General features: G+C 67.7%; 10 protein-coding genes. 4 read left to right on the forward strand and 6 right to left on the reverse strand.

Annotated features, from left to right (window positions below):
* Nucleotides 1-14 precede the first annotated feature (14 nt).
* Both AC5Y5O_RS07340 and AC5Y5O_RS07345 read left to right on the forward strand, forming a co-directional pair.
* The gene (locus tag AC5Y5O_RS07340; RefSeq protein WP_500024403.1) at nt 15-695 is read left to right on the forward strand and encodes a hypothetical protein; all 681 of its coding nucleotides are present in this window, start codon (nt 15-17) and stop codon (nt 693-695) included.
* Nucleotides 692-1,381 (forward strand): hypothetical protein, encoded by a 690-nt coding sequence (locus AC5Y5O_RS07345; protein WP_096283877.1) that lies wholly within the window; start codon nt 692-694, stop codon nt 1,379-1,381. The genes AC5Y5O_RS07340 and AC5Y5O_RS07345 overlap by 4 nt, the downstream gene beginning before the upstream one ends.
* Nucleotides 1,382-1,391: 10 nt before the next feature.
* On the opposite strand, the gene AC5Y5O_RS07350 is transcribed toward AC5Y5O_RS07345, so the two are convergent.
* Complete coding sequence (locus AC5Y5O_RS07350) at nt 1,392-1,901, reverse strand: transcriptional regulator (RefSeq protein ID WP_096283879.1); 510 nt, start codon at nt 1,899-1,901, stop codon at nt 1,392-1,394.
* Nucleotides 1,898-4,921 (reverse strand): MMPL family transporter, encoded by a 3,024-nt coding sequence (locus tag AC5Y5O_RS07355; protein WP_500024406.1) that lies wholly within the window; start codon nt 4,919-4,921, stop codon nt 1,898-1,900. The genes AC5Y5O_RS07350 and AC5Y5O_RS07355 overlap by 4 nt, the downstream gene beginning before the upstream one ends.
* Before the next feature lie 240 nt (nt 4,922-5,161).
* Between AC5Y5O_RS07355 and AC5Y5O_RS07360 the strand changes: the two genes are divergently transcribed.
* Entirely contained in the window at nt 5,162-5,677 is a 516-nt protein-coding gene (locus AC5Y5O_RS07360; RefSeq protein WP_096283883.1) for a hemophore, read from the forward strand.
* On the opposite strand, the gene AC5Y5O_RS07365 is transcribed toward AC5Y5O_RS07360, so the two are convergent.
* Nucleotides 5,674-6,888, reverse strand: coding sequence for a lysylphosphatidylglycerol synthase transmembrane domain-containing protein (locus AC5Y5O_RS07365; protein ID WP_165796276.1), 1,215 nt, complete (start codon nt 6,886-6,888; stop codon nt 5,674-5,676). The two genes, AC5Y5O_RS07360 and AC5Y5O_RS07365, sit on opposite strands and share 4 nt — an antisense overlap.
* 120 nt (nt 6,889-7,008) lie before the next feature.
* Between AC5Y5O_RS07365 and AC5Y5O_RS07370 the strand changes: the two genes are divergently transcribed.
* Nucleotides 7,009-8,151 (forward strand): AI-2E family transporter, encoded by a 1,143-nt coding sequence (locus AC5Y5O_RS07370; protein WP_096283887.1) that lies wholly within the window; start codon nt 7,009-7,011, stop codon nt 8,149-8,151.
* A gap of 15 nt (nt 8,152-8,166) precedes the next feature.
* Here the strand turns inward: AC5Y5O_RS07370 and mmpL3 are convergent, their stop codons facing one another.
* The 3 genes from mmpL3 to trmB form a co-directional block, all read right to left on the reverse strand.
* Nucleotides 8,167-10,980, reverse strand: coding sequence for a trehalose monomycolate exporter MmpL3 (mmpL3, locus tag AC5Y5O_RS07375; protein WP_096283889.1), 2,814 nt, complete (start codon nt 10,978-10,980; stop codon nt 8,167-8,169).
* Nucleotides 10,981-11,044: 64 nt separating this feature from the next.
* Entirely contained in the window at nt 11,045-11,773 is a 729-nt protein-coding gene (locus tag AC5Y5O_RS07380; protein WP_096283891.1) for a PIN domain-containing protein, read from the reverse strand.
* Between the two features lie 2 nt (nt 11,774-11,775).
* A complete protein-coding gene (gene trmB, locus AC5Y5O_RS07385; RefSeq protein WP_096283893.1) occupies nt 11,776-12,594 on the reverse strand; it encodes a tRNA (guanosine(46)-N7)-methyltransferase TrmB in 819 nt (272 codons plus the stop codon).
* Nucleotides 12,595-12,774 lie beyond the last annotated feature (180 nt).

Below are 12,774 nucleotides of genomic sequence, written 5' to 3' on the forward strand. Positions count from 1 at the left end.
GTAACCTCGCGCCCATGCCTGGGGCCGAACAGACCGAGCCGGCGACCGAAGCTGACGAGCAGGACGCCGAGGCCAGCGCGCCCGAGTCCGAAGACGACGAAGACGACGAAGACGACGCCGAAGGTGCCGATGGCGCGATCTTCTCTCCGTACGGCATCGCCTCGGCGGTCCTGGGCGTGCTGTCGGTCGCCGCGGTCGTACTCGTCGGGATCATCTGGTCCGACCACCGCGCCGAGTCGGCCGAACGCACCTATCTGAGTCGCGTGATGCAGACCGCCGCCGACTGGACCGGCGTGCTGATCAACATGAACAGCACCAACGTCGACGCCAGTCTGCAGCGGCTGCACGACGGGACCGTCGGCGAGCTCAACACCGAGTTCGACGCGACCGTGCAGCCGTACCGGCAGGTGGTCGAGAAGCTGCAGTCGCAGAGCAGCGGGCGCATCGAGTCGGTGGCGATCGAGACGGTGCATCACGACCTGGACAGCCAACCGGAGGGCGCAAGGCATCCAAGAGAAGTGGTGACCACCAAGCTGCCGGCGCTCGCGAGCCGGACGGATTCGGTGATGCTGGTCGCGACGTCGGTCAGCGAGAACGTCGGTGCCAAGCCGCAGACCGTGCACTGGAGCCTGCGCCTCGACGTCTCCAACGTGGACGGCAAGCTGATGATCTCTCACCTGGAGTCGATCCGATGAGAAACCTGTGGCGGCTGCTGGCCTTCGACATCCTGGCGCCGCTGGCCACGATCGGTGCCCTGCTGATGATCGGCGTCATCCTCGACTGGCCGCTGTGGTGGGTGTCGGTGTGTTCGGTGCTGCTGGTGCTGATCACCGAGGGCGTCGGAGTCAACTTCTGGCTGCTGCGCCGGGATTCGGTCAGCGTCGGCACCGACGACGACGCGCCGGGGCTGCGGCTGGCGGTCGTCTTCCTGTGCACCGCAGCCCTGGCGGCCGCGGTGCTGACCGGTTACACGCACTGGACCAGCACCGACCGCGACTTCAAGAAGGACTCCCGCGACGTGGCCCAGGTCGCCAGCGGGATGGCAGAAGCGATGGCGTCGTTCAGCCCGGGCGCGCCGACCAGCTCCATCGACCGCGCCGCGGCGATGATGGTGCCCGAACGCGCGGACGCGTTCAAACAGCAGTATCAGAAGTCCAGTGCCGAACTCGCTCAGCGCAATGTGACGGCGCAGGCCTCGACACTGGCGGCCGGGGTGGAGGCGCTCGGACCCACCGCTGCCAGTGTGGCGGTCATCCTGCGGGTCACCCAGAACACACCGGGTCAGCCGCCCAGCCGGGCGGCGCCGGCGTTGCGGGTGGCACTGGTCAAGCGGGGCAGCGACTGGCTGGTGAACGACGTGCTGCCGATCAACGCCCGCTAGGTCAGTCGGCTCAGTTATCTTGGGGCGGGGGCGTGTTCACCTTCACGAACCGGTCGGAGAGCCGGCGCATCCGGATCATCAGCGAGGCCGACGGGCTGACGCTGCCGTCGAGGTAGGAGGCCAGATCCTCGGCCGCCACCCCGATACGAGCGGCGAATTCCTGCTGGGCCAGGCCGGACCGCTCGATCAGCAGCCCGACGTGGCGAGCCACCTCGGCGCGTTCGTTGGCCTCCAGGTGGATGCGGGCGCGCTCCAGCACCTCCCACAGCGCTTTGGAAATGCCGTACGGGCGGGTGCCCTCGAGGACTTCTTCGACCTGGCGGGCGGTGCGGCCGAATGGGTCGCGCTTCAGCGCGGCGGCAATCCGCTTCCAGATGTCGATATCACCGCCCTGCAGCGCCGAGCGAATGGCCGCGGTCGGCCAGAATTCCACCGGCCGATCGAAATCGTGCTGCGGACGAGTCTCTGCGGCGGGCTGCTGGGGCGGCGGCACGCGTCGACGGTCGGCTGCCAACGTCACCTCGCCTCCTCCAGCATCGCGACGGCCACCGACAGACAGCGCTGCCTTACGTCCTCCCATTCTGCCTTGGCGTCCGGTTCCGAGACGGCGTCCGGCAGATCGGAAGGATTCGGATCCGCGAGTCGACGGACCAACTGGGACGTGATCCATTGCTGCCTGGGCGGTTGAGAACAGTAATACCTGTCCATTCCGGCGAGCACCACCGCGGCCGTTTCCGGTTCTAATGCGTCGACCATGTCAGCAAATTCGGCATAATCGCGGCTGCTGTTACGGGACATGATCAGGTAGCTCTTGAGACGTAGCGTCTCGGCACCCGTCGGAACCTGCAGCCGATCGCCGGTGGGCAATTGCACGTTGGTGGTTTCCACCGGGCTGCGACGCGCGTATTGCGGCCGGCTGCGGTCGCGGGCGCCGGCCTCGAGCGCGTCGATGGCGACCGACAACCGACTCCGCCACAAGGTGACCGGGTGCACCGGCCGATCGCTCCACGGCATGGCCCGGGCGATGCCGTTGCGCGCGGCCAGGCCGTCGACCAGTTTCTTGGCCCCGGACGCGGCCCGGGTCTGGCCGTTGCTGCCGTTCTTCTCGGCACCGAGCGTGACCGCGACAGCGTCCCCATCGCCGATGTTGACCTGGTGCGGAATCTGGCCCGGGCCCTGGCCGCGGGTTTCGTCGGCGTCCTTGCAGTTGCGCCCACAGCCGGTGAAAGCCAGCGGATCGGCCACCGTGATCGCGTCGGGCGCCAGATGTTTGAGCTTGGCGGCCGACTTGAGCACCATGCGCACGTCCGCGCTGGGAGCGGTGAGCGCCGAGATGTCGTCGGGAATGACGACGACGTCGCCGAGGTCGACCGCGGGCAGCGGCCGGTCGAAATCGACCGACGGCAAGACGCGGCGCAGCCAGCTCGGCAGCCACCAGTTCCACTGCGCGAACATCGCCATCAGGGCCGGGACCAGCACCAGCCGCACCACGGTGGCGTCCACCGCGATCGCGACCGCGCACGCCACTCCGATCTCGGCGACCAGCGGCATGCCGGCGAACGCGAAGCCGATGAATACCGCGATCATGATCAGGGCGGCGCTGGTGATGGTGCGGGCACTGGTACTCACGCCGTAGGCGACGGCGTCGCGGGTGTTTCCGGTGTGCAGGAAGCGTTCTCGGATCCGAGTCAGCAGGAAGATCTCGTAATCCATCGACAACCCGAACGTCATCGCCAGCACCAGCGGGGGAACGGTGCTGTCGATCGAGGTGATGTGGGCGAACCCGAGATCCCGCAACCAGCCCCACTGGAACACCATGACCAGGCTTCCGTAGGCGGCGGCGACCGACAGCAGCGTCATCAGCACGCCCTTGAGGGCCAGGAACACCGAGTGAATCGACAGCAACAGCATCACGAACGCGATGGTCGCGACGAACAGCAGCACAAACGGTTCGGTCGCCGAGACCCGGTCGTCGAAGTCCTTGATCAGCGCCGTCGGCCCGCCCACGTCGACGCGTGCGGTCCCCTCATTCGGCACCGTCGGTAGCTGGGCGCGCATCCAGTCGACGGACTGCCGCGCGCCCATGTCCTCGGGATCGACCGACAACACCGCGGACAGCAAGGCACTGCTGTTGTCGTCGGCGAACTGCGGCGGGGTCACCGAGACGATGTGCGGGGCCTGCGTCATCCGCTGCCGGATCGCGGCCAACGTCTGGCTGTGTTCGGGTGCGGACGCCGAGCCGTCGGGGAAGCTCACCATCACCTGGATCGGACCGAGCGCGCCGGGCCCGAGAGCCTGGGAGGCCCCGGCGACGCCGGCGCGGATCTCGTGCGCGGAGTCGAACTGGCGCAGCAAGCTGTTGCCCAGCACCATCGACGCCGCCGGTGCGGCCATGGCGAGCAGAACCGTCGCCGCCGCGATGGACGATATCCAGGGCCGGCGCATCACGGCTGAAACCCAGCGGTTCCAGAATCGGGACTGCGTGCTTTCCGGTCGCCGCGACCAATGCAGCAGCACCGAGCGCTTGGCCGCCGCCCGGCCGAACGTCGCCAGCGCTGCCGGCGTCAACGTCGTCGAGGTCAGCATCGCCACCGCGACGGCCATGATCGCGCCGGTGGCCATCGATTTCAGCGCCGGGGTGTTGATCAGGTAGATCCCCGTCAGGGACGCGACGACGGTCAACCCGGACAGCACCACCGCCAGCCCGGAGGTGGCCATCGCGGCGTCGACGGCCTCGCGGTGCTGTCGCCCGGCCCGCAATTCCTCGCGGAACCGCATCAAGATGAACAGCGAATAGTCCACCGCCAGCGCGATACCGAACATCGACACCGTCGAGGTCACGAACACCGACATCGTCGTGTACGCCGACAGGAAATAGACCAGTCCCATCGTCACCACGACCGTGCAGACGCCGAGCGCCAGCGGTATCGCCGCGGCGGCCAGCGAGCCGAACACCACGAGCAAGACGATCAGGATGATCGGCAGATTCCATTGTTCGGCTTTGGCGATGTCGTGTTTGGTGTTCTCCGCGGCGGCCGCACTGAGCGCGCCCTGCCCGATCACGTAGAGCCGAACCCGGCCGTCCGCGATCTGCCCGGACTGGTCGCCCTTCACGCCCACCTTCTGCCGGAGCCGTTTGGCGATGTCGCTGGTACCGGCATTGCGGGAGTCGAGCCGCAGCGTCAGCACGTACGGCCGGTCGGGCTGCGGCGGGCGCTGCGTGGGGTTGGTTTTCTCGGTGACGCCGGGGAATTCGCCGATGATCTGCCGCAGCTGCGTCACGGCGTTGTTCATGTCGTCATAGCTGGCGTCGGGCCGGGGGGCGGCCACCAGGGCCAACGATGACGCGCCCAGGTCGTGATACTGCTCCTCGAGCTGATCGTGGACCTTCAACGACTGCGAACCGGCCACTTCGAAACCACCGCCGGTGAGATTCCCGGACTGCGTCAAGGCCAAGTAGATCGCCGGGACCAATGCCAACAACCAGCCTGTGAAGACCAACCAGCGGTACCTGCGCAGGCTGCGGCTGAGGCGCATCATAAACTGCTGGATTTCAGGCTCCCCAAGTATCTCGCTTACGCGTGAGGGCGACGATACCGCAGCAGTCTGTGCATTAGTTCGGCTTAACGAATTCGTGAGCTGCACAGACGGCTCCGTGTCCGAGTCGCGACCGAGTCGTTGCCGACCGGTGATCAAGCGGGATGTGCGTCACACCAGCTGGCAGCGTACGGACCCCGATGGCAGGATGGCGCAGGTCACGCGGGGATGGGGAGTTCAGGCATGAAGACAGGCATTCTGACCGGACGGCGCACGCTGGTTGCCGGGATGTTCGCCGCCGCGGCCGTCGCACTGATGGCCGGGCCGCCGGCCACGGGCGCCAACGACCCGTGCGCGGCCAGCGAGATCGCCCGGACGATCGGGTCGGTCTCCAAATCGATGGGCGACTATCTGGACTCGCACCCGGAGACCAACCACGCGATGACCGCGATGCTGCAGCAGCAGGCCGGCCCGCAGTCGGCCACCGGGCTGAAGTCCTACTTCGAGGCCAACCCCAAGGTGGCCGCCGACGTGGCCGGCATCGCGCAGCCGCTGACCAACCTGTCGACGCAGTGCAAGTTGCCGATCAGCATTCCCCAGGCCATGGGCATGATGCAGCAGGCCCCAAGCGCCGGCGGTGCGCCCGCGTTGCCCGTGTCGCCGGCCGCCGGGCTGGGCACTGCGCCCACGGCGACCGCCCCGGCCCCGGCCGGGAGCGGCGCCCTGCCCGGGCCCTCGCGGCAGAACAACGTCGGCTAGCCGGCGCCTTGCTCGGGCGGCGGTAGCGGACCCTGCAGCGCATCGGCGGTGGGATCGTCGTTCCAGTGCCGCAACTCTGGCTCGATCAGCGGCAGTGGCCCGGTCGGCGGGTCGTCGTCGGAGCCGCCGGGGTTTTCGGTGCGGAACACGAAGAAGAACACCACCCAGCCGACCGCCGAGATCAACAGCCAGCTGATCAGCCGGTAGAGCAGCATCGCGGAGATCGCGTTGGGCAGCGACATGCCGCTGGACACCAGGCCGGGCACCAGCACCGCCTCGACGACCAACAGCCCGCCCGGCATCAGCGGAATCGTGCCGACGGCGCGGGCGGCCGCATATGCCACTGTCAATCCCGCGATCGACGCGTGGTCGCCGGCGGCGTAGGCGGCGAACGCGAGGCAGGCGACGTCGGCGATCCAGTTGAACATCGACCAGCTGAACGCCACCCCGAGGTCGCGCCGGCCCAGGCTGACCGACTCGAGCTGCATCAGGATCTCGCGCCACTTGGCCAGGCCGGTGTCGACCGGCTTGCCGCGCGCGGAGTTGAACAACGACAAAACGCGGGCGCCGATGCCTTCGATCAGCTCCGGGCGCGACGCCACCGCCTGGAAAAGCAGCAGCAGCGCGATGAAGCCGCCGAGGGTGAACAACAACGAGAAAGGGTTGTTCTTCGCGCCCAGGAAGAAGGCGCCGCCCAGCCCGAGCAGCGCCAGGCCCACCGCCTGCAGCACACCCGACATCACTAACTGCCAGGACGCCACCACGGTCGAGGCACCCCAAATGCGTTGCTGCCGAAGCAAAAACGTCGCCGATAACACCGGGCCACCGGGCAGCGTGGTGCTCAGCGAATTGGCGGCATAGAACGCGGCCTCGGAGCGCAACTGCTTGACGTGCACCCCGGCGGACTTCAGCAGGGTGCGCTGGATCTGGGCGAAGCTGTGCATCGATGCGGCCGCCGCCGCCACCGCCGCGAGCAGCCACCACCAGTTGGCCTGGAACAGGCTGGTCCACGCCTTGGCCAGCTGATCCCAGCCCAGCGCGACCTCGACGCCGAGCACGATCGCGACCAGGCCGAGCACCGCCGGGCGCACCCACCAGTATTTGCCGCGCGGCGTCTCGCTCTCGCGTGCGGGAGCGGGCGGCGCATCCTCATGCGCGAATGCCCCGCCGCCCGGGAAGCGGAGGTTGCGGACGGGCGCGTCGTGCGGCACGTGATTTAGGGTAACCGCGCAGGTGGCACGCCGATCGAGACGCAACTCCGCGCGTGTCGCCGTTGTAACCGGATCGTGCTGACGTCACTACCCAACTTCGCAGCCCGATAGGCTGGCCGAATGCCGGCAAACTCCGACGACGACGCGGTCGAGCCCCTTGTCCGCAAGACCGCAGCCTGGGCCTGGCGTTTGCTGGCCATCTTCGCCGCGGCACTCGCGTTCTTCTGGGTGGTGGCCAAGCTCGAGGTCATCGTCGTCCCGGTGCTGCTGGCCCTGATGATCAGCGCGCTGCTGGTACCGGTCGTGGACTGGCTGGATCGGCACGGTCTGCCGCGCGGCGGTGCCGTCGCTCTGGTGCTGCTGGGCGGGTTCGCGGTGTTGGGCGGCATCCTGACGTTCGTCATCACCCAGTTCATCGTCGGTTTGCCCGACCTGACCGAGCAGGTGACCCGCAGCATCGACACCACCCGGCGGTGGCTGATCGAAGGACCGGTGCATCTGCGCAGCGAGCAGATCACCAACGCGGGCAATGCCGCGATTCAGGCGCTGCACAACAACCAGTCGAAGTTGACCAGCGGCGCGCTGAACACCGCGGCCACCCTCACCGAACTGCTCACCGCCGCGGTGCTGGTGTTGTTCACCCTGATTTTCTTCCTGTACGGCGGCCGCAACATCTTCGCCTACACCGCCAAGATCTTCCCGATCGGCGTGCGCGACCGGATCATGGAGGCGGGCCGCGCCGGATACGGCTCGCTGATCGCCTATGTCCGGGCCACCTTCCTGGTGGCCTTCACCGATGCGGCCGGGGTGGGCGCCGGGCTGGCCATCATGGGCGTTCCGCTGGCACTGCCCCTGGCGTCGCTGGTGTTTCTCGGCGCCTTCATCCCGCTGATCGGTGCCCTGATCTCGGGACTGGTGGCCGTGGTGGTCGCGCTGCTGACCAAGGGCATCGTCTATGCGCTGATCACGCTCGGCTTGCTGGTCGTGATCAACCAGATCGAGTCGCATCTGCTGCAGCCGCTGGTGATGGGCCGCGCGGTCTCGATCCACCCGCTCGGGGTGGTGCTGGCGATCTCCACCGGCGGTGTACTCGGCGGGATCGTCGGCGCCCTGCTGGCCGTCCCGACGGTGGCGTTCCTCAACAACGCAATCCAGGTGCTGCTCGCCCGGGACCCGGCCGCCGAAGCCGAGAAATTGGACGAGGATTCCGATGGCATCGTTCTCCACGCCCAGGCGGACGAGCCGGTGAAGCGGTCCGACTAAATAACCCGAGCGGGTCTAGAGCCGTCCCTCGCGGCGCAGCAGATCCTGGGCCGACAGCCCACCGCCCGCGCGGCGGCGCGGACGCGCATTGTCTCCGTTGTCGGCCTGGCCGCCCGGCCCGCGCGCATTCATCTTCTCGGTGGCGGGATCGGAGTCGTCGCCCTCCGAACGCATCACCGGAAGCGCCGTGGTCGGGTCGGACGTGCCCTCGTGGTGGCCGGGAACAGGCATGGCCCTGGTTTGACCGGCCGACGGCGGCGGTGCGGGTGGCGCGGGCCGCGGGTCGGCGCTGCCCTGAGCCGAGAAGCGGGTCGTCTTGGCTTCCGTCGGCTGGCTGGGCCGGGACGGGGCGCGGCTGGGGCCCGGAGGCAGCTCCGCTGCCGGCCGCGGCTCGGACGGTCGCGACGGCTCCGGGGGCGCGCCGGGGTGCGTGGGGTCGTGCGGGGCCCGCGGTTTCGCGGCGACCAGGCTGGCCGCAACCGGCGGCCGGAGGGCCCGGCCGTTGACGACGTTGCGCTTGCGCTCGTCGGGCAGGTCGATCTCGCCCAGGCCGATCTTGTTCTGCAGCCGCCGGGCCCAGCGCGGGGCCCACCAGCAGTCGTCACCGAGCAGCTTCATGACCGAGGGCACCAGGAACATCCGGACCACGGTCGCGTCCAGCAACAGCGCCGCCGCCAGGCCGAACGCCAGGTACTTCATCATCACCAGATCGGAGAACATGAACGAGCCGGCGACCACGGCGAGCACCAGCGCGGCGGCCGTGATCAAACGTCCGGTGGTCGCGGTGCCGATCCGGATCGCCTCGGCGGTCGACATGCCGCGTTCGCGGGCCTCGACCATTCGGGACACCAGGAACACCTCGTAGTCGGTGGCCAGACCGAAGCCCACCGCGACGACCAGCGCGATCAGCACCACCATCAGCGGCGTCGGTGTGAAGTTCAGCCACGTCGAGAAGTGCCCGTCGACGAAGATCCAGGTCAGGATGCCCAGCGTGGAGCCAAGCGTCAGCGCGCTCATCAGCGCGGCCTTGATCGGCAACACCACCGACCCGAATGCCAGGAACATCAGCAACAGACTGGCGCTCAGCAGCAACACCAGCATCAGCGGAGCCTTGTCGAACAGACTGTGGATGCTGTCCTGCTCAAGCGCCGGCGTGCCGCCGATCAGCAGGGTCAGGCCCTTCGGCGGATTGATCGCCCGCAGCTCGTTGATTTTCTTCTCGGCATCGTTCTTGTTGACCAGGCCGTTCTGGATCACCCGCACCGAATCGTCCTTGGGCTGGGTGGTGCCGTTCGGACCGGCGACGCAGGGGTTGTCGGCGATCACCGGGCAGGGGCGCTCCTCCCACGTCTTGTCGGTGAAGCCGGTGATCCCGGAGATCCGGTTGCGGATATCGGCCACCTGCTGGTCGGTGACCTTGCTGTGGTTGTTGCTCTTGATCACCACGGTCAGCTGCTCGGTCCGGTAGCCCGGGAAGAGCTTGTCGAAGTGCTCCTGCGCCTGGCGCACGGCGTTGTCGGGGGGCAGGTATTTCTCGCTCATGCCGCCTAGCGACAGGTTGCCCAGCGGGATGACCAGCAGGATCATGCCGACGGCGATCGGGATGGCGAACGCCAGCGGGCGCTTCATCACCGTCGTGACGAGCTTGCCCCAGAAGCCGGCCTCGACCTCTTCACGGGTCTTGGTCTTCTGCAGGCGCTCCGCCAGCCACTCCAGGTAGACCCGGGAAACCTTCCAGTTGCGCAAGAACGGCACCCGGAAGGCGGTCCGCACGCCCAGGGCGTCGACGTTGCGGCCGAGGATGCCCAGGGCGGCCGGCAGCAGGGTGATCGACAGCAGTGCGGCAAGCCCGACCGCGGCGAAGATCGCATAGGTCAGCGAGTGCACGAAGCCCTGCGGCAGCACCAGCAGGCTGGCGCTGCAGGCGATGATCAGCGCCGCGGAGAACACAACCGTACGACCGGCCGTCATCACCGTACGGCGCACCGCGGCCTCGGTGTCGTAGCCCTCGGCAATCTCCTCCCGGAATCGGCTGACGATGAAGAGGCCATAGTCGATGGCGATACCGAATCCGATCAGCGAGACCACCGGCTGGGCGAAGAAGTGCACCGGGCCGAAGATCGCGGCGAAGCGCAGGATGCCCAGCGCCCCGGCGATACTCAGGCCGCCCACGATGACCGGCAGGCCGGCGGCGACCGCGCCGCCGAACACCAAGAACAGCACCACCGTCACCAGCGGGAGGCCCAGATATTCCAGGAGCTTCTGGTCGCTGGCAATGGTGCCGGTCAAAGCGTTGGCGACGGGCTCGAGGCCGGCGAGTTCGATCTTGCCGCCCCCCAGCTTCTGCAGGTCGGGGGCGATGGTCTTGTAGTTGTTGAGGATGGTGTCGTCGTCGTCGCCCTTGAGCGGGATGGTGACGAAGGTGTGTTTCTTGTCCTCGGTCGCCATGCCCTTGATCTGGGCGTTGGGGGGTTCGGAGCCGGGAGCCAAGGCGAGATAGCCGGCCCAGCCGAGCACCTGGCTCGAATGATCCTTGACAAACTTGTTCAGCTCGTCGACGGTGTGCTGCCGCCAGGCCGGGTCGTCGACGGTCTTGCCGTCAGGCGCGGTGAAGGTCGCCACGATCTGCGCGGTGCGATCACGGCCGTAGGTCTTGTCGCCCAGGATCGAGGCCGCGACGGACTGGCTGCCGTCGTCGTAGAAACCACTCTGCGTGACGTGCTTACCCAGGCTCATCCCGAAGACGCCACCGCCAAGGCACAGAGCCACCATGACCCCGATCACGATGTACCGGTAGCGGTACACGGTTCGACCCCACCAGGCGAACACGTAAGCTCCTTACTGGATCACTAACAGCGACCCGCGCAGCGTCTTTCGGTTTTTCAAGCCAGTGTCACACACGCGTGGTCAAGAGCGCGGACAGCGGCCGGAACGGCTGCAGCCATGCTCCCTGGTCGGGCAGCGAATCTAGGCCGATCCGCGGCAGCGGTTCCCGGAAAACACCCTCGATGTCCTCCAGGTCAACGAAGTCCAAGGTATCCGACGCTAGTGCCCAACTCGCATGTTCGCGAAATCCGATCACTTGGACGGGGGTCGTCCCGCCAACCCCGGCGCGTGCGATTTCTTCTAGCGGCTGACGGAACGCTTGACCGTCGGCCGAGGCTACGACCAGCGCCGCGAGCCCTTCTTGGCGCCGCAGTTCGATGTGGGCGAGCATGTCCCGGTCGACGTCGCTGTCTTCGTCTATTTTCGGCTTGGCGAAGACCGCGAACCCCACGTTACGCAGAGCGTCCACCCAGGGCCGAACGACTTCGGCGCTGCCCGGGGCGATGTTGGTGAACACGGTGGCCTCGGGTTCGACTCGGATGTTTGCGACGCCAGCGTCGCTGGCGCTCACCTCGGCCGTCCGCGCCAGCAGCCAGCGCCCCAGCGCGTCGAACCGGGGGCGCTCCAGCGCGGTCGGGCGCCGGCCCAGGATCGAGCCCAGCCCCATGTCGAGGTTGGGGGCGTCCCACACCAGCAGCACGCGCCGCGGTGCCGCGTCGAGGCTGCCCAGATCGTTACCGGACGGCGCCGCCGGCGCTGCGGCGGTTTCCGCGGTCGTTTCTTCTGCGAGGCTCATACTCATCGTCTTTTCCAGATGAACTCGGATACGGAGCTGCCCGCTTCTTGGGCTTTCAGTTCGTATTTGGTCGTCGGGCGCACGGTCGAGATCGGCAGCTCGCTGCCGGGTTCGACGCGACAGAGCCGGGGTTCGGCGTCCCCTACCTCGGCCATCTGCTCGGCGTAGCCGGGGTGATCCGTCGCGGCGTGCAGGACACCACCGGGGAGTAGCCGGTCGGCGATCAGGGCAACGGTGCCCGGTTGCAGGAAGCGTCGTTTGTGGTGGCGCGCTTTCGGCCATGGGTCGGGAAAGAAGAGGCGGAACCCGGTCAACGAGGACGGTGCGATCAGATGCTGCAGCACGTCGATCCCGTTGCCGCGGATCAACCGGATGTTGGTGACCTGCTCGCGGTCGATCGCGCACAGCAGCTGGGCCAGGCCCCGCTTGTAGACCTCCACTGCGATCACGTCGATTGCAGGTTCATCGCGGGCCATCGCCAACGTCGACGTGCCGCTGCCGCAGCCGATCTCGAGCACCAGCGGCGCTTGCCGGCCGAACCACGCCCGGGTGTCCAGCGGTTCGGAGCCGCGCGGGATGTCGGAGCGGCCGATCGCCGGCCACAGCCGGTCCCAGGTCTCTCGTTGTCCGCCGGACAGGGTGGAACGCCTGGAGCGAAAGCTCGTGGCCGGTAGATAGCCCCGTTGAGGGGCGTCCGAACCGTCCGCACCCGACGCTGGCGTCACACCTTCTTCGGTATCCAGGCCGGTTCCCACCTCCACCGGTGCATCGGGACAGGTCCCGACCCCGGGTTGCGCATGCATTTGTCCATGGTGGCCCATGAATCCCCGATGTAGCCGCCCCTGGTCCAGATTGATACCCAACAGTTGCCTTCAACTGGTAACAGATAAGCGGTGGCTCGCAACTCGAAGACGCAAGTGCCACTATGCGGAGGTGCCCGATCGTTTGCCCGGCAAACAGGCCCGGTGCCGGCGACAGCCCCGCATGCGGCGCGAAGCAAC

Source organism: Mycobacterium sp. NGS40 (genome assembly GCF_059812735.1).

Bases quoted from the DNA above. Each gene is read 5' to 3' on its own strand.
- AC5Y5O_RS07340 (WP_500024403.1), top strand. From the start codon at position 15: ATGCCTGGGGCCGAACAGACCGAGCCGGCGACCGAAGCTGACGAGCAG.
- AC5Y5O_RS07380 (WP_096283891.1), bottom strand. From the start codon at position 11,773: ATGAGCCTCGCAGAAGAAACGACCGCGGAAACCGCCGCAGCGCCGGCG.
- AC5Y5O_RS07370 (WP_096283887.1), top strand. From the start codon at position 7,009: ATGCCGGCAAACTCCGACGACGACGCGGTCGAGCCCCTTGTCCGCAAG.
- AC5Y5O_RS07345 (WP_096283877.1), top strand. From the start codon at position 692: ATGAGAAACCTGTGGCGGCTGCTGGCCTTCGACATCCTGGCGCCGCTG.
- trmB (WP_096283893.1), bottom strand. From the start codon at position 12,594: ATGGGCCACCATGGACAAATGCATGCGCAACCCGGGGTCGGGACCTGT.
- AC5Y5O_RS07355 (WP_500024406.1), bottom strand. From the start codon at position 4,921: ATGATGCGCCTCAGCCGCAGCCTGCGCAGGTACCGCTGGTTGGTCTTC.
- AC5Y5O_RS07360 (WP_096283883.1), top strand. From the start codon at position 5,162: ATGAAGACAGGCATTCTGACCGGACGGCGCACGCTGGTTGCCGGGATG.